Origin of the sequence: Hymenobacter aerophilus DSM 13606 (assembly GCF_000382225.1) — a bacterium.
GTDB classification, from domain to species: Bacteria; Bacteroidota; Bacteroidia; order Cytophagales; family Hymenobacteraceae; genus Hymenobacter; species Hymenobacter aerophilus.
The window spans coordinates 125768-147743 of sequence record NZ_KB907810.1 but is presented as its reverse complement, the minus strand read 5'-3'; the positions used below and the strand labels follow the sequence as shown (position 1 = coordinate 147743).

23 protein-coding genes are annotated in these 21976 nt (G+C 62.5%); 6 read left to right on the top strand and 17 right to left on the bottom strand.

Annotated elements, in window-relative coordinates; genetic code table 11:
• Window positions 1–262 (bottom strand): IS1-like element transposase (locus H145_RS23715; protein WP_033426122.1); only part of this gene is annotated, 262 nt, incomplete at its 3' end.
• Between the two features lie 664 nt (window positions 263–926).
• On the opposite strand from H145_RS23715, the gene H145_RS0110265 reads away from it, so the two are divergent.
• Window positions 927–2198 carry a chloride channel protein gene (locus tag H145_RS0110265; RefSeq protein WP_019948062.1) on the top strand — a complete coding sequence of 424 codons (1272 nt, stop codon included), beginning with the start codon at window positions 927–929 and terminating at the stop codon, window positions 2196–2198.
• 44 nt (window positions 2199–2242) lie between these two features.
• Here H145_RS0110265 and hmpA read toward each other — a convergent pair whose 3' ends face one another.
• A complete protein-coding gene (gene hmpA, locus H145_RS0110260) occupies window positions 2243–3457 on the bottom strand; it encodes an NO-inducible flavohemoprotein (protein ID WP_019948061.1) in 1215 nt (404 codons plus the stop codon).
• Between the two features lie 60 nt (window positions 3458–3517).
• Window positions 3518–3967: an RrF2 family transcriptional regulator gene (locus tag H145_RS0110255; protein ID WP_240471686.1), complete on the bottom strand. Its 450-nt coding sequence runs from the start codon at window positions 3965–3967 to the stop codon at window positions 3518–3520.
• 297 nt (window positions 3968–4264) lie between these two features.
• Between H145_RS0110255 and H145_RS0110250 the strand changes: the two genes are divergently transcribed.
• Window positions 4265–4624 carry a hypothetical protein gene (locus H145_RS0110250; RefSeq protein ID WP_019948059.1) on the top strand — a complete coding sequence of 120 codons (360 nt, stop codon included), beginning with the start codon at window positions 4265–4267 and terminating at the stop codon, window positions 4622–4624.
• 148 nt (window positions 4625–4772) lie between these two features.
• The gene (locus H145_RS0110245; protein WP_019948058.1) at window positions 4773–5111 is read left to right on the top strand and encodes a hypothetical protein; all 339 of its coding nucleotides are present in this window, start codon (window positions 4773–4775) and stop codon (window positions 5109–5111) included.
• A 113-nt stretch (window positions 5112–5224) separates the two neighbouring features.
• Here H145_RS0110245 and H145_RS0110240 read toward each other — a convergent pair whose 3' ends face one another.
• The 12 genes from H145_RS0110240 to H145_RS0110185 all read right to left on the bottom strand — a co-directional run bounded on the left by H145_RS0110240 (window position 5225) and on the right by H145_RS0110185 (window position 15746).
• Window positions 5225–5998, bottom strand: a complete 774-nt coding sequence (locus H145_RS0110240; RefSeq protein ID WP_019948057.1) for a TerC family protein — start codon at window positions 5996–5998, stop codon at window positions 5225–5227.
• 191 nt (window positions 5999–6189) lie between these two features.
• Window positions 6190–6615, bottom strand: coding sequence for a nucleoside diphosphate kinase regulator (gene rnk, locus H145_RS0110235; RefSeq protein ID WP_019948056.1), 426 nt, complete (start codon window positions 6613–6615; stop codon window positions 6190–6192).
• A 64-nt stretch (window positions 6616–6679) separates the two neighbouring features.
• Window positions 6680–8134 carry a bifunctional metallophosphatase/5'-nucleotidase gene (locus H145_RS0110230; protein ID WP_033426094.1) on the bottom strand — a complete coding sequence of 485 codons (1455 nt, stop codon included), beginning with the start codon at window positions 8132–8134 and terminating at the stop codon, window positions 6680–6682.
• A gap of 77 nt (window positions 8135–8211) precedes the next feature.
• On the bottom strand, window positions 8212–8985 hold the full coding sequence (locus H145_RS0110225) for a glucose 1-dehydrogenase (RefSeq protein ID WP_019948054.1): 774 nt from the start codon (window positions 8983–8985) through the stop codon (window positions 8212–8214).
• 97 nt (window positions 8986–9082) lie between these two features.
• A complete protein-coding gene (locus H145_RS0110220; RefSeq protein ID WP_019948053.1) occupies window positions 9083–10393 on the bottom strand; it encodes a serine hydrolase domain-containing protein in 1311 nt (436 codons plus the stop codon).
• A gap of 68 nt (window positions 10394–10461) precedes the next feature.
• The gene (locus H145_RS20830) at window positions 10462–10926 is read right to left on the bottom strand and encodes an META domain-containing protein (protein ID WP_019948052.1); all 465 of its coding nucleotides are present in this window, start codon (window positions 10924–10926) and stop codon (window positions 10462–10464) included.
• 44 nt (window positions 10927–10970) lie between these two features.
• Entirely contained in the window at window positions 10971–11399 is a 429-nt protein-coding gene (gene uraH, locus H145_RS0110210) for a hydroxyisourate hydrolase (protein ID WP_019948051.1), read from the bottom strand.
• 60 nt (window positions 11400–11459) lie between these two features.
• Window positions 11460–11990, bottom strand: a complete 531-nt coding sequence (locus tag H145_RS0110205) for a heme-binding protein (protein WP_019948050.1) — start codon at window positions 11988–11990, stop codon at window positions 11460–11462.
• 34 nt (window positions 11991–12024) lie between these two features.
• Window positions 12025–12984, bottom strand: a complete 960-nt coding sequence (locus H145_RS0110200) for an SdiA-regulated domain-containing protein (protein ID WP_019948049.1) — start codon at window positions 12982–12984, stop codon at window positions 12025–12027.
• A gap of 50 nt (window positions 12985–13034) precedes the next feature.
• Window positions 13035–13343 carry a hypothetical protein gene (locus tag H145_RS0110195; protein ID WP_157541440.1) on the bottom strand — a complete coding sequence of 103 codons (309 nt, stop codon included), beginning with the start codon at window positions 13341–13343 and terminating at the stop codon, window positions 13035–13037.
• A gap of 168 nt (window positions 13344–13511) precedes the next feature.
• Complete coding sequence (locus H145_RS0110190) at window positions 13512–14885, bottom strand: sensor histidine kinase (RefSeq protein WP_026351409.1); 1374 nt, start codon at window positions 14883–14885, stop codon at window positions 13512–13514.
• Window positions 14886–15071: 186 nt separating this feature from the next.
• On the bottom strand, window positions 15072–15746 hold the full coding sequence (locus tag H145_RS0110185; protein WP_019948046.1) for a response regulator transcription factor: 675 nt from the start codon (window positions 15744–15746) through the stop codon (window positions 15072–15074).
• A gap of 133 nt (window positions 15747–15879) precedes the next feature.
• Between H145_RS0110185 and H145_RS0110180 the strand changes: the two genes are divergently transcribed.
• The gene (locus H145_RS0110180) at window positions 15880–16443 is read left to right on the top strand and encodes a GNAT family N-acetyltransferase (protein ID WP_019948045.1); all 564 of its coding nucleotides are present in this window, start codon (window positions 15880–15882) and stop codon (window positions 16441–16443) included.
• A 202-nt stretch (window positions 16444–16645) separates the two neighbouring features.
• On the opposite strand, the gene aspA is transcribed toward H145_RS0110180, so the two are convergent.
• Together aspA and H145_RS0110170 are read right to left on the bottom strand one after the other, a co-directional pair.
• Window positions 16646–18058 (bottom strand): aspartate ammonia-lyase, encoded by a 1413-nt coding sequence (gene aspA, locus H145_RS0110175; RefSeq protein ID WP_019948044.1) that lies wholly within the window; start codon window positions 18056–18058, stop codon window positions 16646–16648.
• A 112-nt stretch (window positions 18059–18170) separates the two neighbouring features.
• The gene (locus H145_RS0110170; protein ID WP_019948043.1) at window positions 18171–19052 is read right to left on the bottom strand and encodes a hypothetical protein; all 882 of its coding nucleotides are present in this window, start codon (window positions 19050–19052) and stop codon (window positions 18171–18173) included.
• A 231-nt stretch (window positions 19053–19283) separates the two neighbouring features.
• On the opposite strand from H145_RS0110170, the gene H145_RS0110165 reads away from it, so the two are divergent.
• Window positions 19284–20270, top strand: a complete 987-nt coding sequence (locus tag H145_RS0110165) for a fasciclin domain-containing protein (protein WP_019948042.1) — start codon at window positions 19284–19286, stop codon at window positions 20268–20270.
• A 152-nt stretch (window positions 20271–20422) separates the two neighbouring features.
• Window positions 20423–21934, top strand: a complete 1512-nt coding sequence (locus H145_RS0110160; RefSeq protein ID WP_019948041.1) for a serine aminopeptidase domain-containing protein — start codon at window positions 20423–20425, stop codon at window positions 21932–21934.
• The last annotated feature ends 42 nt before the right edge of the window (window positions 21935–21976 follow it).

Below are 21976 nucleotides of genomic sequence, written 5' to 3'. Positions count from 1 at the left end.
ATCTTTTTTTTAGCTGCGCCATCACGGTTTGCGCGCTGATGCCCAGTACGCGGGCCGTGTCGCGAATGCCGCTGCCGTTCAGGGCCAACTGCTCAATTTTGTCGGCCGTGCCAGGCGCCGCGCCTTTGTGCTGATAGTGTAGCTGAAAGCGGCGGCGACACCTCGTGCAGCGGTAGCCCTGTCGTCCATCGGCTGTACGCCCATGCCGGTACACGTGTTCAGGCTGGTGGCAATGCGGACAAACAACAGCTTCGTAGATCATACCCCAAGATAGTACTTTCTACTTATCTAACACACGACCAATAAAAATATCGCTTCTGGTAAAAGCAAAGCAAGTTTATCCGGAAGAGTTGGTACTTATCTCGCTATTACGGTCTTTTCACTGCTTATATTAAGTGCCATATTTGGCAAGAAAGACAAGGAAAATTTACGTCAGAAGATACAGAATGAGGAATATTCAAGCAGTAACGACAATATCAACACTAAAAGTATAGATACACAAAATTCGGCTATAAACGAGTCTGGTACTTCTGCTGATATAGCGAACAAGAAAGATGATATAATAGCAGAGAGCGTTATATCTTCAACTAAAGAGAGCAGCTTAAAAACCGAGGTATCTGATTCTAGCGAAGAAATTTTATTTAGAAATAACACTCATATAGAAGATCAATCCAAAGAGATTACTTCCAGCGAAAGCGAAGAAGTTAATACTCTCAAAGACAATGACAAAACAAAGCCATATAAAGTAAGACAACTTTTAAGTCAAGGGGTTTCTGTAGGCGAAATAGCTAAACTCGTAGGTCTTACTAAACAAGAAGTCAGAGATATAAAGAAAGGGAACTGATATTAACTTCCATTACTGATTCACTGTGTGACTATATTTATCAAGTAGCTAAGAAAGTATTGGCTGCAGTACCTTTGCCCGCATGAACTTTACCCTCAGACGCCGGGCGCTGGCGTGGCGGCAGCAACTCGACCAGCCGCTGCGCTTTAATCCTTTTGTATTCAGCAAGATATTCCTGCTTTGGGTAGCCGTGGGCATTATAGGCGGCCTGATTGCGGGATTGTACTGGACGGTGCTGGAGCTGCTGCTGCACGGTTTGTCGTGGTTCGAGGGGCTGTCGGTTATTCCGTTGATGGGCGCGGCGGGGCTGCTGGCCGGGCTGATTATCCACCGGCTGGGCGACCCGGGCGAGATGGACCTCATCGTGAACAACATCCGCTTTAAGGGCGGGCGGCTGGAGCCCGGCAACAACCCCTCGATGGTACTTTCGTCGCTGCTGTGCATTGCCAGCGGCGGCAGCGCCGGCCCCGAGGCCCCGTTGGTGCAGGTGGTGGGCTCGACCGGCACCTGGATTGCCCGCAAGCTACGCATCCGGGGCGAAGACCTCCGCTCGCTGAGTATTGCGGGCATGGCGGCGGCCTTCACGGCCCTTTTTGGCGCGCCACTGGGCGGTACGCTCTTCGCCCTCGAAATTCTGCACCACAAGCACGTTACCGAGTATTACCAGGCCCTGATGCCGGCGCTGGTAGCCAGCTGTTCGAGCTACGTGGTGTTCGTGCTCATCACCCATATCGGCATCGGGCCCACCTGGTCGTTTCCGGTGCTGGGCACGCCCACGCTCAACGACTCTTTTTACGCCGTGCTGTATGGGCTGGCGGGTACGGCTGTGGGCTGGCTGTTCATCTTCATCGTCCGGCGACTGCGCCGGGGCTTCGAGCATTGGTCAGTGCCCATCTACCTGAAAATGCTGCTCGGCGGCCTCATCATTGGCACCATTGCCTACTTCGTGCCGCTGTCGCGCTACTTCAGCCACGACCAGCTGCAGCAGTTACTGGAAAAGCCTTTCAGCCTGCAGTTTCTGCTGGGGTTGCTGGCGGCTAAGCTGCTGGCCATTGCCTTCACCGTTACCTCGGGCTGGCGCGGCGGCTTTATTATTCCGCTGTTTTTCGTGGGGGCCGTTACGGGCCTGCTACTCGACCAGCTGTTTCCGGGGCAGAATCTGGCCCTGATTCTGGTGAGCTGCATGGCGGCCATCAACGCCTGCGTTACGCGCACGCCCATCAGCACGGCCGTGTTGCTGGCCACCATGACGGGCTTCCACCAGTTCATCCCGATTATGTTCGCCAGCCTGACCGGTTTCTTCCTGGCTCCCAAAACGCCCCTCATCAACGCGCAACTGGGCCGCCCCGAGTAACAGGACGGCCCAGCGGTGACGGTTAAGCAAGGTTTAGCCGGCAACTACACGCTTAGCGTGGCCGGGCCGAACTCTTCGAAGTGAATGGCCTCGCGCGGAACGCCCAGCGCGGCCAGGTCCTGCACCTGCTTGCGAATGAAGGGCGCGGGGCCGCAGATGTAGTAGTCGGCGCCGGCGGGCAGCAGCGTGCCACCGTTCAGGGTGTTCAAATCCACGATGCCCTGGTAGTGGCCCTGCTCCTGCCCGGGGCTGGCGGCCGGCTTGTCGTAGAAAATGTGCTGCTGCACCTGCTCGTGGCGGGCGGCCAGCTCGGCCACCGGCTCGCGGAAGGCGTGCACCTGCGGGGTGCGGCTGCCGTGCACCCACACCACTTCGCGGGGGCTGTTGGTGGAAATCAGGTGTTCGAGCATGCTCAGCAGGGGCGTCTGGCCCACGCCGCCGCTCACCAGCACCACGGGGGTGGGCTTGGCGGTGTCGAGCATGAAGTCGCCGGCCGGGGCGGCCAACTCCACGATGCCGCCTTCCTCCACGAAATCGTGCAGGCGGTTGCTGATCATGCCGTTGGGGTGCTGCGGGTTGCCGGCTTCCTTCTTCACCGAAATGCGGTAGTACTCGCCGTTGGGGGCGCTGGAAAGGCTGTACTGGCGGGGCTGGAACAGGTTCAGCTCGGGCAAAAACAGCTTCAGGCTCACGTACTGCCCGGGCTGGAAGTCGGCCACCTGGCCGCCGTCGGTGGGGTATAGGTAGAAGGAGGTGATTTCGTCCGACTCGGCTACTTTGCGCTTTACCGTGAAGGGGCGCCAGCCGGTCCAGCCGCCTTCCTGGTTGGCCGCTTTCTGGTAGAGGCCGCTTTCGAGGCTGCTCATCAGGCCGGCCAGCTCGTTGTAGGCGGTGGCCCAGGCGTCGAGCAGCTCGGGCGTGGCGGCCTCACCCAGCACCTCGCCGATGGAGGCAATCAGGTGGCGGCCCACAATGGCGTAGTGCTCGGGGCGGATGTCGAGGCTGACGTGCTTGTGGCCGATTTTGGTGACGGCGGGCACGAGCACCGAGGGGTCTTCGATGTTTTCGGCGTAGGCCAGCACGGCCATAGCCAGCGCCATCTGCTGCTTGCCGTTCTGCTGGTTGCCCATGTTGAAGACGTTCTTCAGCTCGGGGTTGTGCTCGAACATACGGCGGTAAAAGTGCGTCGTGAGGGCCACCCCATGCTCGCGTAGGGTGCTTACGGTGGCGGTTACGAGGGCTTTTTGGTCAGGAGTCATAGGAAAGGAAATTAGGTTATTACCGGATGATTTTGTCCGGTATCTGCATAAAAAAAGGGTTCAACTGAATTGGCGCAAAAAGCCCAGCCCGTCGTGCACCTTGCCGGCCAGCTCGCCGACGGTGTGGGTGCGCAGCACTTCGTTGAGCTGGTCGCGGATGGGCAGGAACTGGTAGTGCAGCGGGCAGGGCTGCCGGGCCGAGCACTGCGTGAGGCCCAGGGCGCAACCCTGCAGCATCTGGCCGCCATCAATGGCCAGCACCACCTGCCGCAGCGTAACGGTACGCTGCTGCTCGGGAGTCAGGGCGAAGCCGCCGGCGGGGCCTTTCACCGAGGTAACGAGGCCGGCGCGCACCAATTGCTGGAGCACTTTGGCAGTGAAGGCTTCGGGCGAGTCGATTTCGGTGGCAATGTCGCGCAGGCCCACCCGGCGCCCGCCGTCGGCCGACTGCTGCCCGATGTAGATAGCAGCCCGGATACCATATTCGCACGCCTTGGAGAACATTGCCATGAGGCTGCAAAGGTACGACCGGATTCAATACCGGACAAATATATCCGCTATAAAAGGTCTGGCTTAAGCAGATTTCAAGCCGCTTCCCTCCCACTTAGCCTGAAACCAAACAGCCCTTAGCGTCAACTCGCAGCCGGTTTTCGCAGTACCTTACCTCGAAGCTGTTTAGAAAGTCTGTCATCCTGAGCTTGCGAAGGACCTATATAGAAGGTATCATTTGATGTTAGCTTCTGTATAGGTCCTTCGCAAGCTCAGGATGACATGGGCCTACAGCTTCCTCACTACCATCTCAGCCCCATGACCCGACCCGCCACCATTGCGCAACGGCAGCAGCAGGCCGCCCAACGGCCGCCCGAGCCGCCCATGGTGCCGGAGCGCCCGCCCTACGCCACCGATTTTGCCGAGGGGCTGGCCTACCAGCTGGCCCACACCCGGCCGCCGCAGGTACCGGCCCTGCTGCACGTCCACTTCCCCGCCCCCGACCAGCCCGACTGCGCCTATCTGGCCGGCGTACTGCGGGAAATAGACGAGGCGCGCTACTGCGAGCGGGCAGTGGGCTGCGGCACCGATTTCGTGTTCTGGGGCATCGAGTATTCGGCGCCCAATATGGCTGCGGCCCGGCAGTGGCTGGCCGCAGCTGCCGCCCGGTTGGCCTGAACTGGGGCCGCATAGGCTGATTAGGCCAGTATGGGTATTTGCTTTGGCAGAAATTATCCGCACAAAGGCCCAGCTTTCAGCTACCGCCGAAGCTGGTTCCCGTAAGCACCTTACTGTCTGACCCTATACCCTCCAACCCACTCACTCTATGTTGTACGCCAGCATTGCTCTGTTCGTCGTTGCCGCCACGCTTGGCGCAACCATTCTTACCACCTGGCTTCGGAAGAAGAACGCGCCCAAAGCCGTAGTGTACAGCCACGGGCTGGCGGCCGTTTCGGGGCTGCTGGTGCTGCTGTACTACGCCTTTACGCACCCGGAAGCCTACCCCAAGCTGAGCATTATCCTGTTCATTGTCACGGCGCTGGGCGGCATCTATATGTTCATTACCAGCGGCCCCGACAAACCCAAGCCTACCACGGTAGCCGCTTTGCACGCGCTGCTGGCCGTGAGCAGCCTGGTTACGCTGCTCGTATTCGTGTTCGGCTAAGCTGATTTCGGCTGGCCACTATGGCTGCCCGAGTGGCCACAGTTCAACGCCAACGGCCGCCTGAACGGGGTTTGAACCCGGTTCAGGCGGCCGTTGGCGTTGGGAATAACTCCTTAATCGAAGTTGGGGTCGCGGAGCTGCACGGGGCCGGCGGGCGACTTTTTGCGCAGCCGGATGTTGAACAGCTCCACCACCAGCGAGAAGGCCATGGCGAAGTACAGGTAGCCTTTCTCGATTTCCTGGTGGCCGGCTTCCATCACCAGCATCACGCCAATCATAATCAGGAAAGACAAAGCCAGCACTTTGATGGTGGGGTTATTATTGACGAAATCGGCCACCGTGCCCGAAAAGGCCAGCATCAGGCCCATCGACACCACCACGGCCACAATCATCACCAGCACGTTGTCCACGAGGCCCACGGCCGTCAGGATGGAGTCGAAACTGAACACGAGGTCCACCAGAATAATCTGGAAGATGACGTGGGCCAGCGTGGCCGAGCCGGCGCTGGTGGCAGCCGTTTCCTCCTCGCCCTGCAGCTTGGTATGCAGCTCGGTGGTCGATTTATAAATCAGGAACAGGCCGCCGCCCAGCAGAATCAGGTCGCGGCCGCTCACGCCAAAAGGCACATCCTGCCAGGGCAAATCGAGGGTGAACAGCGCCGAGCGCAGCCCGATTATCCAGCTGATGCTCATCAGCAGCCCCAGCCGGAACACGAGGGCCAGAATCAGGCCGATGGTGCGCCCGCGGGCCTGCTCGGCTACCGGCAGCCGGCTGACGATGATGGAAATGAAGATGATGTTGTCGATGCCCAGCACTATTTCCATCAGCGTGAGCGTGAGCAGGCTCACCCAGGTAGCGGGTTCCGCAAAGGCGGCAAAGTCGTACATTTTTGCAGGTAAAAATCAGAAGTGAAAAAGCAGAAATCCGGATTTCCGGCGCGTTGTTCCAGGCTATTTATGGCAGTTGTGCATCAGTCGTAGTGGTTTGGCTGGGCATCGGGCAGGCCTGCGTTGAAATCTATTTTCGCTGTCAACTGAATGGATTTTCGCTTTTTCACTTTCGATTTTTAGTAGCGGCATCAGCTCACCATGTCGCCGCTGGCTTCGGGCTGGTGCAGCACGGCTTCTACCAGGTAGGAGGCTTCGCCCTTGGGCATGGGCCACACCACCGTGTCGCCGGGGCGGCAGCCGAGCACGGCGGTGGCCACGGGAGCCAGAATGGAAATCTTGTTGGCCTTGATATCGGCGTGGCGCGGGTACACGAGCGTAATTTCGAGCGTGCTGTTGTTGGCCACGTTGCGCAGCCGCACCCGCGAGTTCATCGTCACCACATCGGGCAGCACGTCGTAGGAGTCCACCATCTCGGCCCGTTTCAGCTCCCGCTCCAGGCCCTCAACTACCCGGTTGCCGGTTTGCTGGCGTTCCTGGCGCACAAGTTCGAGCAGGCGCTGGTAGTCGACCTTGGTGATGTAGATGGGGCCGGAGGTAGTGGGGGTAGGTTTCATGGATGAAAAGCAAAAAATGAAGGATTAAACAGGGCTATAGCGCCTTGCGGCGCGCTTGCCTTGCTCAAGTTACTACAAAGGTTTCGGGCTGGGCCACGGCCAGCGGGCGGTGCCGGTCGAGGTAGGCGCGCATGGCGGCCACGGCATGGTGGCCGGTGCCGCGGCGGTTGCGGCCCAGCCCCTCGGGCACGGCCTGCACCGTGATAAAAACAGCCTGATAAGTCCGCGCGGGGTCGAGCAGCTCGTCGCCCACAAACACGCGCTGCACGCGGGTGCCGGCCGGATTTTCTACCTTGAAATACACTTTCAGGCCCAGGGCGCGCTTCACGTAGCCGCCCATCTGGCAGAGCGGGTCGGGGCTGTAGGTTTTTTCGAGGTTCTGCTCCAGCAGCTGCCACAGTTCGACGCCGGTCAGCTCCACGGTTTCAATTTCCGAATCCATGGGGTTGATGTCGTAGAGGTCGTCGAGGCGGACGGGGCCGGGCGGCACGGGCGCGCCGTAACGCCAGCCGTTGGCCAGGTATACGGCGGCGCCCGGCACGCGAAACCGCAGGCTTTCGAGCAGGAAATCGTCCATGGGCGCATTCACGGCCGTGGCCCGGTGCAGGGCCCCGCGGGTGATGCCCACAGCCTCGCGCAGATGGGCAAAGGGCGCCAGCGCGTGGTCGACCAGCGCCTGCACCACCGGGTCGGGCGTAATGTCGGCGCTTATTTCACGCAGTTCGTGCTCGTGGCCTACCACGCGGCCATTTTCAAGCTGCAGCGTGAGCCGGCCGGCAAACGAGCCGTGCGCGCCCGACTGCATCAGCAGGCAGCCATTCACCTGCACCGGCTCGTAGAGGCGGTTGTGGGTGTGGCTGCTCAGGCACACATCGACGCCGGCGTGGCGGCTGAGCAGGGCCATATCCTGCGGGAAACCGCAGTGCGACAACAGCACCACTACATCGGCTTGCTTCTGTTCGCGCAGCTCGGCAATGTAGCGCGGCAGCTCCTGGTGGCCGTCAGTAAAGTGCAGCCCCTCGCTGAAATGAGCGGGCATATTGGCCTCCACAATCGGGCAGGCCAGCCCCACCACACCCACGCGCAGGCCGCCGGTTTCGTAAAGCTGGTAGGGCGGGAAGAACGGCTCGCCAGTGGCTTTGTCGTATACGTTGGCGGCCAGCAGCGGGTAGTTGAGCTGGCTGACCAGCGCCTTGAGGTGCGCGGGACCATAGGCGAAATCCCAGTGGGCGGTCATGCCGGCAATGCCCAGCTCGCGCAGCACGGGCAGCAGAATCTCACCCTGGGTTTCCACCACCGGCCGGGTGCCGTGGAAGGTGTCGCCGCCATCAAATAGCAGGCAGTTGGCGTGCTGGCGGCGCCACGCGTGCAGCACCGCAGCCAGCCGGGCATAGCCGCCGCAGGGCCGGTACGTGAACCCCTCCGGCCCCGGAAACACCTCCTGGTGCAGGTTGAGGTAGCCGTGCACGTCGTTGAGCTGGAGCAGCGTAAGTGTCGTCGTTGATGTCGGAGAATTCATGCGGTAAGCGCCGGCCCACCCTAAGCAGGGCGGGCCGGAATAACGGGTTGGAAAACGAAGAGCGGGCGGGCGGCCGGCTAGTCGAGCGTCTGCTCGCCGCCGCCGTTCACGAACAGCACCTGCCCGCTCACCCAGGCAGAAACGGGCGCAGCGAAGTAGAGCACTGCCCCGGCAATGTCGTCGGGTTCGCCTAAGCGTTGCAGCGGCGTGTGGGCCAGCATGCGCTTTTCAATTTCGGGCGTGAGCACGGTGGCCAGCGCATCGGTGCGCACTGCCCCCGGCCCAATAGCATTCAGGCGGATAGTGGGCCCGTAGTCGAAGGCCAGATTGCGGGTCATGTGGTTGATGGCCGCTTTCGAGGAGGCGTAGGCACTGATGGCCGGGCTGTGGTTGATGCTGGCCATCGACGACATATTGATGATGGAGCCGTAACCGGCCTTCTCCATGTGCGGGGCCACCAGCTGGCACAGGCGCCACATGCTGAACACGTTGAGCTGGAAAACCCGCGCAAACTGCTCGACCGTAATATCTTCCGGACTTTCCTTGCCCGCGCCGCCGCCGCCCACGTTGTTGACCAGAATGTGGATTGCGCCGAATTCGGCCACCGTTTTATCGACCAAGTTCACCAGCTCGTCGTCGTTGGTGACGTTGCAGGCCAGGCCCCGGGCCGTGCCGCCGGCGCTGGCAATGCTGGCCGCCGCCTGCTGGGCGGCCTCGGCTTTGAGGTCGGCAATAACGACGTTGGCCCCAAACGCCGCCAGCATCTTGCTGCTGGCCAGCCCGATGCCGTTGGCGCCGCCGGTTACGATGGCCGTTTTGCCTTTCAGGTCGAATAAGTCGGAAGGATTCATAGGGTTGCGATTTTAGCTATTAGTCGTAAGCTGCTAGCGACGGTGGATGATGGTCGATTCGTCAGATTTTCAGCACGATAACCGGGCGCCTGACAGCTTACTTCTGCTTCATCAGGTACTCGGCTACGGCTTCGTAGGCGGGCAGTGAGGTGGGGTCGTTGGCGGCGTTGGCGGCTACCGGGTGCGAGGCCAGGCGTACAATCACCATCTCGGCGGCCGGGTCGATGTACACGGTCTGGCCGTATACGCCGCGGGCCGCAAAGGCGCCGTGAGCATTCTCGGTCATCCACCACATGTTGCGGTACGACCAGCCCTTAAGCTCGGGGTGGCCCGATTTGGCGAAGGCCCCCTTGCTGCCACCCTTGCGGATATCCTGCACGGCGGCGGCAGGCAGCACCTGCTCGCCGTTCCAGCGGCCCTCGTTGCGAATCAGCTCACCGAAACGGGCCAAATCGTGCAGGCCCGCGTTCAGGCCCCCGCCGGCAAAGGGCGTCCCCAGGTCATCGACCTGGTAATAAGCGGCCTGCTCGGCCCCGATTTTACGCCAGATGCGCTCCGACAGCAGCTCGGCCACCGACTTACCGGCCGCACGCGCAACAATCCAGCCCAGCGCGTCGGCATTTACCGTTCGGTAGCCAAAGGCTTCGCCGTGCTGGCCCTGCTTTTTCACGGTTTCTAGGTAGGCGTAATAGCCGTCGGGGCCTTTGTAGTCGTGGGGTTTGAAGGGGTTGCCGGCCGCCGAAAACTGCCACACTTCGGCCTTGGGGTCGGCATATTCCTCGCTGTACTTGAGCCCCGTCGTCATGTCCATCACCTGCCGCACGGTCGCATCGGCGAAGCCCGATTTCTGCAGCTCGGGCACGTAGAAGGTCACGAGGCGGGTTTCGTCGAGCTTGCCCTCGGCCACCAGCATGGCCGCCAGCGTGCCGGTAAACGACTTAGTGAGCGACATCACGGCGTGCACATTTGTGGGCGTGAGGGCGCCGGAGTAGCGCTCGTATACCACCCTGCCCCGGTGCATAATCAGCATGCCGTCGGTGTAGTTCTCGGCCAGCGAAGCCTGCCAGGTCATCGGCTGCCTGGCATTCCAGGGTCGAAACGTCACCTTATCAATGTTGGCATCGAGCGCCACTGGCAGCGGCGAAGGCGCCCCCAGTCCCGGCGATACCTCGACGGTGGGCAGCAGCTGGCGCATGTGCACCACGCTCCAGCGCAGGGCCGGCCACTGCAGAGCCGAGTTGTCGCTCACGCGCAGCACTTTGCCGGCCGGGGGCGGCGAGCCCTGCATCCAGCCCAGCTTCAGCGGGTCCGTTTCGGCCGCCGTGGGGTACTTCCTGTCGGTTTGCGCCATAGCGGTCAGCAAAGGGGCAGCCGATAATAGTCCGGCCAGCAGCAGTGAAACGTTCATCTTGCGGGGGGGTATCAGTGGTAATTCGCCGGGAGAAGAACGGTCGTTCTTCTCCCGGCAGTCAAACCTTACTTCACCGCGCGGAAAACGGCCAGCGGCGCGCGGCGACCCACGTTCAGCATCAGCATGTCGCCGCGCATGGTGTAGTTGTCGGTCTGGTTGAGCACGTCGAGGAAGCCGCGCTCATAGTCGGTGCCGGGGCAGGCGCGCAGGGTGGTCAGCACGTTGGTGAAGCGCAGGCGCATCTGCTCCTGATTCAACTCGTACGAGCCGTTGAGGCTGTTGCAGCCGCCGAAACCCACCACGCGGGTGCTGTCGGTGAGCATGAAATAGGCGTCGCGCTCCTGGCCGGCCACCAGCTTCACGGGCTGGCCTTCCAGCTCCACCAGCTGCCAGTGCTTGTTGAGGATGCCATCGGTTTGCTGGCTCATGCCGGTAGTGGTGTCGGGCGTGGTAGTCGGGGTGTTTTTAGTCGATTCGCAGCCGGTCAGCAGGGCGGGCGCGAGGAGCAGCGTAAGCAGGTACTTTTTCATAATCGGAAGCAAGAGAGAGGGAGAAAAGGAATCAGCTTGGCCAATCAGCTGCCCCGGTAAGTGGAGTAGCCAAACGCCGACAGCGTAATCGGAACGTGGTAATGGGCGCCATTCGTCAGCTCAAACACCACTTCAATGAAGGGGTAAAACGACTCCTGCTGCATGGCCTTGAAATACGGCTTGGTCTGGAAGGTGAGCTTGAAAATACCCTGTTGCGTGCCCGACTGGCCGGCAGTTGGCAGAAAGTCGCTGATGCGGCCCGCGTCGTCGGTTTGCTTTTCCGCTACCACTTCCCACACTTTTTTGGCGGAGTTGAACTTGGACAGGCGCACTTTTACGCCCGGCGCGGGGAGGCCCTTATTAATGTCGAGAATGTGAGTGCTGAGCTGGTAAGCGGGCGGGGTTTGCGGCTTTTGCTGGGCCAGACCCAGCAGGGGCAGCAAACTCAGCAGGGCAATCAGGAGGGTTTTCATGGGGGAAGTCAAAGCAGAGGAGGAAATAAAAAAAGACGGCCGCCGCGGGCCGCCCAAGGGTTAGGGAGTACTGATGCCCGCTTCGGGCAAACTGGCCGCGTGGCCGATGAGGTCGTCGTTTTCGGCCCCGCCCCCGCCGGCTATGCCCACCGCCCCGATTACCTGGCCCTGGTAGCGCAGCGGCACGCCGCCACCCAGCAGCAGTAGTTCGGGTAGGTTGGCCAGGTTCTGGGTGTCGGGGTTGGCGCGGGCCTTGCGGCCCAGCAGCAGCGTGGGGGTTTTGGTGGATAAAGCGGTGAAGGCTTTGCGGCGGGCGGCCTCGGTGTTGTGCGGCCCCACCCCATCGCCCTGACTGAGCAAAATGGTCTGGCCGCTGGCATCGACCACGGCCACCGACACCTGCTGGTTGAGCGTGGCCGCTCTGGCGCGGGCCCGCACGGCCAGCTCCAGGGCCGCCGCCTGCGTCAGCCGGAAAGTAGGCGTTACGTAGGCAGCACCGGCCGGGTTGACAGCGGGACGGTTCTGCGCGAAGGCCAGGCCCGGCAGCAGCAAGGCTAGGCTCAGGCCGGCCAGTTGGTTGGTTTTAGACATCAAGTGGTTGTGTGACAGGGAAAAACCGGTTAGCTTAGCGCTGCTGCCGGAACAGGTGCACCATCGCCTGGCCCGACTTTTTGCCGGCTTCGGTGGCAATGTACAGGTCGCCTTCGGGCGTGAAGGCCAGGCCCTCGGCCTGCGGAAACAGGTTGCCGGGCAGCTCCGTGGCGGCCAGCAGCTCGCCTCTATCGTCGAGCTCTACCAGCGCATTCTGGCGGGCCGACAGCACGAATACGTGGCCGGTAACCGGGTGCACGGCTACGGCCGAGGGCGCGAAGCCTTTCAGGCCGCCCGCGTGCTTACCCTTTTTGCCTTTCTTGCTCTTTTTGTCGGCCGAAGGTGCGGCGGCCGTTTCGGCCGTTTTCGGCACCGAGGCCACAATGGCGTCCACGTCGAGCACATAGGCGGCGGGCGTCTGCACTTTGTACGTGGTCGGGTCGAGGCGGTAAATGGCGCGTTTGGTGGCGGTCAGGTCGCCGCCGGGCGAGCCTTTGCAGGCGACCAGCAGCGTTTTCGAGCGGGCATCGTAGGTGAGGCCCTCGGCGTTGTTTTCAATGGTGAGGCCGGTGGCGTACTGCCTGGTGCCGCTGGCCGAGTGGCGGAACAGCGTGCCGTCGCTGCGCAGCACGAACCAGTCGTCGCCCACGCGGGCCAGGTCCTCGTAGTCGCCGGCCGGGCCGAAATCAATCGTGCGGGTTACGCGCTTATCGGTCAGGCTGTACTCGTAAAGCCGGCCCATTTCGTCCTGCACGCCCGTCAGCTGCCCGGCGCCGCTCAGCACAATGCCCGACAGCTCGGCCAGCTCGCCTGGCATGGTGTAGCTGGCTTCGGGCCGGCTAAAATCATACGCCAAACGGCCCGAAGCCACCGGAGGGTCGGTAACGGAGGCACCAGTAGCGCTGGCCCCGGTGTTGGCTATGGTCGCGGCATCGGAAGCGGGCGTGCACACGTTGAGCAGCAGCGCCAAGGGCAAATACAGGGGGTTAAACATACCAGGTACGGTTGAGTTCGGGTTGACAGAAAGACAAGTGGGTTAATGGCTTAGCGCTGGGCCAGCGTATCGGCAGCGGCAACGGTGGGCGCCGGCCCGGCGGTGTGGCGCTGGCAGGCTGCCAGGCGCTGGCGGGTGCGGTGCAGCTCATCCTGCAGGGCCGTCCAGGCGCTGTCCTGTTCCTCGTCGTCGTCATCGTCGTCGAAGAAGCCCAGAGCGCTGGCCGCGTCGGCCCGGTTCTGCCGCACCGACTGGTAGTCGGGCGTGAGGCAGTACAGGTTCACGCCCACCGACAGCACCAACGCGCCGGCCAGCAGCCAGGTAAGCAAAGAACCAGTAGGAGTAACAGGAGCGGCCATAATGAACGGGCTACAGAAAATACAGCACAAAACTACTTTTCCGGTATTAACGCCGTCTGAGTGCCACATTAAAAGAAGATTAACAGCGCATCAGACCGCGGCGCACCAACCGCCTCCAACGCACCCCGCCGGTTTAAGTTGGCCGGTGGTAAGGCTACCAGCCCGGCCTCAGACGGCCGGCAGCACCAGCTCGGCCCGCGTGCCCTCCCCCACTTTCGACGTAATGCGCAGCTGCCCGCCGTGGGCCTGCACAATTTTCTGGGTGATGGGCAGGCCCAGGCCGAAACCAGGCCGGTCGCGGCTGTTTTCGCCCCGAAACAACGGTTCGGTGAGGCGGGCCAGCTCGGGCGCCGGCAGGCCCGCGCCGGTATCGGTTACCTGCAGCCGCAGCCGGCCGGTGGGGCTGTAGTCCAGCTGCACCACCACGGGGTTGGCCGAGTATTTACAGGCATTGTCGAGCAGGTTGAGCACGGCCGTGTGCAGTAGCTGCTCGTCGCCGCGGGTGCCAAAGGGCACCTCCACCGTGTCGGGCCACTGGCCAAAATCCACCTGCACGGTGCGGCCGGGGTAGCGGGCGCGGCAGCTGGCCACGGCCCGCAGCACCACATCATCGAAGGGCACCAGCTCGGTTTCCGGGGCGGCGCCTTCGGCCTTAGCCAGCGCCAGCAGGCTGTTGGTCAGGTCGATGACTTTCTGAATTTCCTCCACCGCCGACTCCATGCTGCGACGGGCCGTGGGCAGGTCGGGGTCGTAGGCGGCGGCCGTTTCCAGCGTGCCCAGCACCGTGGCCAGCGGCGTGCGCAGCTCGTGCGAGGCGTGCGACACAAAGCTCTTGTGGGCCTCAAAAGCCTGCTCCAGCCCGCGCAGCATCTCGTTGAAGGTCATGGCCAGCTGGGCAATTTCGTCGCGCCGGTTGCCCTCGTCTACCCGCTGGCGCAGGTTGCTGGCCGTGATGCCGCGCACTTCGGCCACCATGCGCGTGAGCGGGCGCAGCAAGCGGCCCGCAAAAAGCCAGGAAGCCCCAATGATGAGCACCAGCGCCCCCAGGTTACCGCCCAGCAAAATGGCCCGCAGCGTGGCAAACTCGCGCCGCCCGAACTCGTCGCGGCCGGCCACAAAAATCAGGTAGCGCTGGCCGTGGTGGCGGTACTGCATGCCCAGCACCTCCACCGCGCCCCGATGAAACCGGGCGGGCTGGCGGCGGGTAATCTGGTCGAAATACACCGAATCGGCGTTGGAAATATCTTCTTTTTTCTTCTGGCTGATCTGGAAAGCAAGGGTTCCGTCGGGCTCGTAAATGCTGATGCGCTCGTTGTGCATGGTCAGCAGGTCCTTTTTGCGCAGGCTGCTCAGCTCCTCGGGGTCCAGTTCGAGCCGGCCGATGAGCAGGTGGGCCGTCTGCTCGGCCTTGCTTTCGAGGCGGTGGTAGAAGCGCAGCTCCCGCGCCCGCACGCTGTAGTAATAAATGAACGCCGTCAGGCATAGCTGAATGGTGAATACCAGCGCCATAAACCACAGCATCAATTTATTACGAAACAGCATTTTGGGCCAGGGATTAGTGGTTAGTGGTTAGTGGTTAGTGGAAGAACGTCATTCAGAGCGCAGCGAAGAATCTCGCTCGCAATGCTGACTTCTGATAACAGGATTACTTTGGCACGCGAGATTCTTCGCTGCGCTCTGAATGACGTTCTTTTCTACTCCTTAGTACCTAAGCCCCAAGCTATACCCTCACTCCCGCATCACGTAACCCATACCTACTACGGTGTGGATGAGCTTGGGCGAGAAGCCCTTATCAAGCTTGCGGCGTAGGTGGCTGATGTACACGTCGATGACGTTGGTGTTGGTATCGAAGTCGAGCTCCCATACTTTCTCGGTGATATCGACCCGCGAGATGATGCGGCCGCGGTTGAGCAGCAGGTATTCGAGCAGCGTGTACTCGCGGGCCGTGAGCTCGATGCGCTGGCCGGCGCGCGTCACGGTTTTGCGCTCCAGGTTCAGCTCCAGGTCGGCCAAACGCAGGGTGCGGGCCACGGCCGAGCGGCCCGCCTGCCGCTTGGTGAGGGCGCGGGCCCGCAGCAGCAGCTCCTGAAACTTAAAGGGCTTGGCCAGGTAGTCGTCGGCGCCGGCCTCGAAGCCCCGCACTTTGTCGTCGAGGCTGTCGAGGGCCGTCAGGAACAGCACCGGCACGTCGGGGTTTTCCAGCCGAATCAGCCGGCACAGCTCGAAGCCGTTGTGGTAGGGCAGGTTCACGTCGAGAATCACAAGGTCGTACTCGTACTGGCGAAAAAACGACAGGCCCAGCTGCCCGTCGAAGGCCACATCGAGCTCGTAGCCCTCGCCCCGGAAGCCCTTTTCGACAAACGACGCGAGCTTGGGCTCGTCCTCCACCAACAGTACTTTCATAACCCGCTATTCTGAGAAAAAACAAACCTACGGCAAACCCGGCCGGCGGCGCTGAAGTCCGGCGCCGGGTTCAGGCAAAAACCAGGCAAGATATGGCCAGGGTTGCTACGGGCAATTTTCGCAATTTGCCCCCATGCAACGCCCCTCCTTCCAGCCGCCCCACCTTGTTCCGGAACTCGCTACCAGCCGCCTGCTCCTACGCGGTTTCCGGGCCGAAGATTTAGCCGAGTTCACGGCTCTGCACCAAAACCCCGATTTCTACCGCCACCTGGGCGGCAAGCCGCTTTCCGAAGAAGACACCTGGCGGCGCATTCTCACGCAGCTCGGACACTGGGCGCTGCGAGGCTACGGCTACTGGGCGCTGGAGGAGCGGGCCACCGGCCGTTTCTGCGGCGCCGTGGGCCTGGCCGAGTACCAGCGCGGCCTCACGCCCTCGATTGATGGAGTGCCCGAAGCCGGCTGGGTGCTCGCCCCGCGCCTGCACGGGCAGGGCTACGCCGCCGAAGCCGTGCAGGCGGCCCTCACCTGGGCCGACGCCCACCTGGCCGCCCCGCGCACCGTCTGCATCATCAACCCCGAAAACGAGCCCTCGCTCCGGCTGGCCGCCCGCTTCGGCTACCACGAAACCGCCCGCCCCCAGTACCATGGCGAGCCAATAGTGCTGCTGGAACGGCGGTGTGGTGATTTGGTGATGTAGTGATTTGGCGGTTTGGTGCTGTAGCGAATGGGTGATTGGGCGAATGGGCGAAAGTGCTGTCATCCTGAGCACAGCGAAGGACCTTACTACGCCGGCACGCCCGTAACAACGAGTCGTTTCAACGTGATAAGGTCCTTCGCTACGCTCAGGATGACAGCACTTTCGCCCAATCACCAAATCGCCAAATCGCCAAACCGCCAAATCACTGGATGAAATCCGGGCGGATGAGGTTTTCGAAGGTGAAGATTTCGTCCCACTTTTCCTGAGTCAGCAACTGGCGCTCGGTCACGGCAATATCGTGCACCGACTTGCCGGTTTTGAGGGCCTCTTTGGCAATTTCGGCCGAGGCCTCGTAGCCCAGCACCGGGTTGAGCTGCGTAACGATGCCCACGCTGCCGTACACCAGCTCGGCGGCGTGCTGGCGGTTGGCCGTGATGCCCTCCACGCACTTCTCGCGCAGCGTGCGGCAGGCGTTGCTCATGTAGCTGATGCTGGTGAAGAGCGCGAAGCTGATAACCGGCTCCATCACGTTGAGCTGCAGCTGGCCGGCCTCGGCGGCCATCGTCACGGTCAGGTCGGCGCCGATGACGTAGAACGCCGTCTGGTTCACCACCTCCGGAATCACCGGGTTCACCTTGCCGGGCATGATGCTGGAGCCGGGCTGCAGGGCGGGCAGGTTGATTTCGTTGATGCCGCAGCGCGGACCCGAGGACAGCAGGCGCAAATCGTTGCAGATTTTGGAGAGCTTGACGGCCGTGCGCTTCAGCACCCCCGAAAGCTGCACGTAGGCGCCGGTGTCGTAGGTGGCCTCGAACAGGTCGCCGGCCAGCAGCAGCTCCAGCCCCGAAATGGCGCTCAGGTGGCGCGTCACCAGCTCAGCGTAGCCCTGGGGCGCGTTCACGCCGGTGCCGATGGCCGTGGCCCCCATGTTGATTTCGCTGATGAGGCGGCGGCTGTCCTCGATGCGCGCCAGCTCCTCGCGCAGGTTGGTGGCGAAGGCGTTGAACTCGTCGCCCATGCTCATCGGCACGGCGTCCTGGAGCTGGGTGCGGCCCATTTTCAGCACATTCTGAAACTCCACGCCCTTGGCGGCGAAGGCCCCGGCCAGCTCGCCCAGCCCTTCGCTGTAGCTTACCAGCTTGTGGCTGAGGGCGATGCGGAAGGCCGTGGGGTAGGCATCGTTGGTGCTTTGCGAGCAGTTGACGTGGTTGTTGGGGTGGCAGAACTGGTACTCGCCCTTCTGGTGGCCCATGATTTCGAGGGCCACGTTGGCAATTACCTCGTTGGCGTTCATGTTCACCGAGGTACCCGCGCCACCCTGAATCATGTCGGTCGGGAACTGGTCGTTGAACTCGCCGGCCGCCACCCGGTCGCAGGCGGCAGCAATGGCCTGGGCGATATTGGCGGGCAGCACGCCCAGCTCGGCGTTGGCCAGGGCGGCGGCCTTTTTCACCTGGGCCAGCGCCCGCACAAACAGCGGTTCCGAGCTCAGCGGAATGCCCGTGATGGCGAAGTTTTCGAGGGCCCGCAGCGTCTGGATGCCATAGTAGGCCTGGTTCGGAATCTCACGCTCACCCAAAAAATCGTGTTCGAGGCGGAAGTCGGCAGTAGTCATAAGCAATCGGCGCGGATGGTGGGAAGTAAACCGCGAAGGTACGCCCCCCTAACCGAAGCAGCGCCCCGCCCGCACCGGCGCGTGGCCCCACGGCACAGCTGCGGCCCGCGGCCTAGAAGTTGTACGCCAGACCGCCCGTCAGGGCCGTCGATTTGCCCACGTTGCGGCCCGCCACGTAGGTGCTGCCGCCCACCACCAGCCCGAAGCCCTGCGCCAGCGGCCGGAATCCGCTCACGCCCACCCGGATGAAACTGACGCGGGTAGCCGGGAAAAAGCCGTCGAAGCCCGGCTGCAGAATGTCGGTACCGGGGCCCGAGCGCTGCATGGTAGCCCAGCCATCAACGTAAATAGAAGGGCCCGCATAGCCGGTTTTCAGCTCGGCCAGAAAGGCATTGGGCACCCGGCCCGAGCGCAGGCTGTAGCCCGCCTGCCCGGTTACGAATACGCCCGAAGCCGTTTGCAGGTGCGCAATGCCGGCCGTAGAAACCTTGGTAGCGCGGTTGCCAATGGCAATAATGTACTCCAGCCCCTGCTCGCTTTTATAGTTGCTGGCCGGCGTGCTCACGCTCACGGTGCCCAGCAGGTTCAGCACGCTGCTGCCCAGCACCGTGGAGTAGGCCTTGAACTTGAGCAGCCCGGTTACGTCCTGCAGGCCCTGGCGCACATTGGTGTAGCCTAAATCGTTGACAACCTGCTCGCTGGCCTGCCCCTCGGAGCGCACGAAAGGCAGGCTCACTACGGCTTCCATCTTGTCGGTGAGGCCGTAGTTGGCAAACAGGTTGACCGATTGGATATGAATCCGCTCGAAAATCGGCACCCGGTCAACTTTTTCGGGCACCAGATACACCTGCTTGTACCACTCCTGGGTGGTGGAAACAGAAAGCGAGCCGTGCCCGCGGCCCGACATAAAGCCGTTGCTCAGGCTCTGGGCCGAAGCCTGCAGGCCGCTCAGCAGTAAAACAGCCACGATGGGCGAGAAGTAGCGTTGGTTCATCGAAAAAAAGAAGTTAACCGAGAAAGAAAGTTAAGCGCGTCTGAACGGAATAACACAATTCCCGAATCGGGAACAAAAGTAGTCCGTGTGGCTTATTCCGAATGCCGACCTACGGGAAATAATCTGCCAACGGTTTGCATGTCGGCTAAATCCGAAGAACTTTTGTTCTCGTTAGTAGCGCCTGACACCGACATCGAAAACCAAAAAGGGCCACTTTTGCTTTCTAAAAATATGAATAACCTCGCTACCCGCATTTTTTTCCCGTTGAGCGTTGCCACGCTTCTGCTGGGCGGTTGCTCCGAGAAACAGGACGTCACCCCGTCTATTGCGGCCATTGCCGTGAATACGGCCGAGTTCCAGATTCTGGAAGAAGCGGCCGTACGCGGTGGCGTAGTGCCGCTGTTGTCCAATAAAAATCCTGGCGACCCCAGCGGCAACTTCACGGTTTTCGCGCCCAACAACGCCGCCTTTGCCCGGCTGGGCCTGACCTCGGCCGCCGACCTGAACGACCTGCAGAAGGAGTTCCTCACCAGCACCCTCAAATACCACGTGGCCAACGGCAACCTGCCGGCCACCGACCTGACGGCCGGCAGCACCTCGACCTCGCTTTTGCAGGTTAGCCGCCGCCTAGTGGTGCGGCCCGATGGGTCGCGCTACGTCAACGGCTCGCGCCTCGTGGCCACCGATGTGCCGGCCGCCAACGGCACCGTCCACGTCATCGACAAGGTGCTGCTGGCCACCGGCCTCGACATTGTAGCGTCGGCCGTGGCGCTGAGCGAGGCCAAGGTGTTCGTGAAGCCGGAGCTGACGTTTCTGGTAGAAGCCGTGCTGTACGCCGACCTGGCCAAAGACCTCATGGCCACGCCGGGCAGCCCGCAGCTCACCGTTTTTGCTCCTACCGACCAGGCCTTCCGCGAGCTGGGCACGCTGTTGGGCGTCCCACTAAACGTGCCGGCCGACATCCGCGGGCTGCCCAAAGAAACGGTAAAAGCTGTGCTACTCAACCACGTGCTGGCCGGCAGCCGCTTCACGCCCGAGCTACCCGAAAGCGCCGCTGTAACTACGCTGGGCGGCGGCAGTCTGCGGCTGGGGCCCTTCGCGGCCGGAGCCCTCACGGTGCAGGGCGCCGGCAACGCCGCGCCAGCCACTATGGTCATCCCCGACGTGCAGTGTACCAACGGGATAGTGCACGTAATCAACCGCGTGCTGCTACCCTAGCGGCCGGGCCCGGGCGCAGGCTCGTGGCCGGCCCCGGCTCAACCCTACTATACACCTTGCAGATTCCGGATTCCGGATTTCGGCCCGCCTTCAACTCTATGACTGTTCATCTACCATCCGGCCGCCTTTGGCGTGCGCTGCTTTTTTGGGGCTTGCTGCTGTTGGGCGGACACCAGCCGGCGCAGGCGCAGGGCCCGGGACGGTATTCGCTCGAAGGCGAGTGGAAAGGCCCGCTGGCCGTGCCGGGCGGCAGCCTGCCGGTACAGATTTTTGTGACGGAGCTGGCCAGCGGCAACCGGTTTGCGGTGCTGAACGTGGTGCCCCAGCGCATCAACCGCATCCCAACCAGTGTGGAGCAGCGGGGCGATACGGTGGTGTTTGTGGCCGAGCAGGTTGGCTGCCGGTTCAAGGGCGTGCGCACGCCCGAGGGCAACCGCCTGACGGGCATCTGGAGCCAGCCCGGCTACCAGGCCGCCCTCACGCTGGAGTTCGTGCCGCCGCCAGTAGCGGCCGCCCCGAAAACCTTCCGGTTTCCGCCCCCCTACCGGGTGCAGGAAGTGAAGTTTGCCAACGAAACCGACAAGATAGTGTTTGCCGGCACGCTCACCATTCCGGCCGGCGAGGGGCCTTTCCCGGCCGTGGCGCTGCTTTCCGACTGGGATGCGCAGGACGAAGACGGCCGCTACGGCGACTACCAGCTGCTGGGCGGGCTGGCCGACTACCTGACCCGGCGCGGCATTGCCGTGCTGCGCTTCCCGGACCGCGGCGTGGGCCAGACCGGCGGCCGCACCGAGCTGACCAGCCCCGACGACCGCGCCCGCGACGCCCAGGCCGCGCTGCAGTTTATGCGCACCCAGCCCCTGCTCGATGGGGCCCATCTGGGGCTGCTCGGCCACGGCGAGGGCGGCAATGTGGCGCTGCTGGCCGCCGGCCGGCCCCTGCCGCCCGCTTTCGTGGTGGCGCTAGCCGCGGCGGGCCAGTCGGGCCTGGAAGTGCTGAGCACCCAGCCCGCCGTGGGCTGGCCCGCCGCCCTGGCCGACTCGGTGCTGCGGCGCACGGCCCGCGGACGGGCGGCCGACCAGCAGGTTGGGCAGGCTCGTTTGGAGAAGATGCGCGTGAGCGGAGCCAACGCGGCCCAGCTACAGGTGCAGCAGGAGCAGATTTTCCTGCGCCAGCGAGCCGAGGAAAAAAAGCGCCTGGAAACCCTGGCAAAGGCCCAGCGGCCCCTGCTCGATATCGTGCGCCACACCACCGACGATGCCGCAGCCCGCGCCCTGCTTGTAGGTGCGTTGCGCGCGCAGCAGCCCAGCCAACCCGATTCGGCTTACGCGGCAGCAGCCGAGCGCCTCACTACGCCCTGGGCCCGGTCGTACCTGCGCTTTTATCCGCAGCAGGAGCTGGCCGCGGTGCAGTGCCCGGTGCTGCTGCTCCACGGTACCGACGACTTGCTGCTTAATGCCGATGCCAACCTGAACCTGCTCGCCAAAGGCCTGAAAGGCACCAGGCAGGTGGAAGCCCGGCAGCTAAGCGGCGTCAACCACCTGTTCCAAGGCCCCGCCACCGAATGGCCCCTCATCGACGGCCGCCAGTCGCCAGCTGTGTCGGTGGCAGCCCTGGACGCCATCCGCAGCTGGATTCAGGCCCTGGCCCCGCCGGCAAAGTAGAACTGGACGCCTTAAAAAATGAACAGCCCGGTTCATTTCCCT

What these genes read in the sequence shown, in the direction of transcription:
- H145_RS0110170 (WP_019948043.1), bottom strand. Translation starts at nt 19,052, where the DNA reads ATGAACCAACGCTACTTCTCGCCCATCGTGGCTGTTTTACTGCTGAGC.
- H145_RS0110195 (WP_157541440.1), bottom strand. Translation starts at nt 13,343, where the DNA reads ATGGCCGCTCCTGTTACTCCTACTGGTTCTTTGCTTACCTGGCTGCTG.
- H145_RS0110245 (WP_019948058.1), top strand. Translation starts at nt 4,773, where the DNA reads ATGTTGTACGCCAGCATTGCTCTGTTCGTCGTTGCCGCCACGCTTGGC.
- aspA (WP_019948044.1), bottom strand. Translation starts at nt 18,058, where the DNA reads ATGACTACTGCCGACTTCCGCCTCGAACACGATTTTTTGGGTGAGCGT.
- rnk (WP_019948056.1), bottom strand. Translation starts at nt 6,615, where the DNA reads ATGAAACCTACCCCCACTACCTCCGGCCCCATCTACATCACCAAGGTC.
- H145_RS0110230 (WP_033426094.1), bottom strand. Translation starts at nt 8,134, where the DNA reads ATGAATTCTCCGACATCAACGACGACACTTACGCTGCTCCAGCTCAAC.
- H145_RS0110205 (WP_019948050.1), bottom strand. Translation starts at nt 11,990, where the DNA reads ATGTCTAAAACCAACCAACTGGCCGGCCTGAGCCTAGCCTTGCTGCTG.
- H145_RS20830 (WP_019948052.1), bottom strand. Translation starts at nt 10,926, where the DNA reads ATGAAAAAGTACCTGCTTACGCTGCTCCTCGCGCCCGCCCTGCTGACC.
- hmpA (WP_019948061.1), bottom strand. Translation starts at nt 3,457, where the DNA reads ATGACTCCTGACCAAAAAGCCCTCGTAACCGCCACCGTAAGCACCCTA.
- uraH (WP_019948051.1), bottom strand. Translation starts at nt 11,399, where the DNA reads ATGAAAACCCTCCTGATTGCCCTGCTGAGTTTGCTGCCCCTGCTGGGT.
- H145_RS0110165 (WP_019948042.1), top strand. Translation starts at nt 19,284, where the DNA reads ATGAATAACCTCGCTACCCGCATTTTTTTCCCGTTGAGCGTTGCCACG.
- H145_RS0110185 (WP_019948046.1), bottom strand. Translation starts at nt 15,746, where the DNA reads ATGAAAGTACTGTTGGTGGAGGACGAGCCCAAGCTCGCGTCGTTTGTC.
- H145_RS0110255 (WP_240471686.1), bottom strand. Translation starts at nt 3,967, where the DNA reads ATGGCAATGTTCTCCAAGGCGTGCGAATATGGTATCCGGGCTGCTATC.
- H145_RS0110190 (WP_026351409.1), bottom strand. Translation starts at nt 14,885, where the DNA reads ATGCTGTTTCGTAATAAATTGATGCTGTGGTTTATGGCGCTGGTATTC.
- H145_RS0110225 (WP_019948054.1), bottom strand. Translation starts at nt 8,985, where the DNA reads ATGAATCCTTCCGACTTATTCGACCTGAAAGGCAAAACGGCCATCGTA.
- H145_RS0110200 (WP_019948049.1), bottom strand. Translation starts at nt 12,984, where the DNA reads ATGTTTAACCCCCTGTATTTGCCCTTGGCGCTGCTGCTCAACGTGTGC.
- H145_RS0110265 (WP_019948062.1), top strand. Translation starts at nt 927, where the DNA reads ATGAACTTTACCCTCAGACGCCGGGCGCTGGCGTGGCGGCAGCAACTC.
- H145_RS0110250 (WP_019948059.1), top strand. Translation starts at nt 4,265, where the DNA reads ATGACCCGACCCGCCACCATTGCGCAACGGCAGCAGCAGGCCGCCCAA.
- H145_RS0110240 (WP_019948057.1), bottom strand. Translation starts at nt 5,998, where the DNA reads ATGTACGACTTTGCCGCCTTTGCGGAACCCGCTACCTGGGTGAGCCTG.
- H145_RS0110220 (WP_019948053.1), bottom strand. Translation starts at nt 10,393, where the DNA reads ATGAACGTTTCACTGCTGCTGGCCGGACTATTATCGGCTGCCCCTTTG.
- H145_RS0110180 (WP_019948045.1), top strand. Translation starts at nt 15,880, where the DNA reads ATGCAACGCCCCTCCTTCCAGCCGCCCCACCTTGTTCCGGAACTCGCT.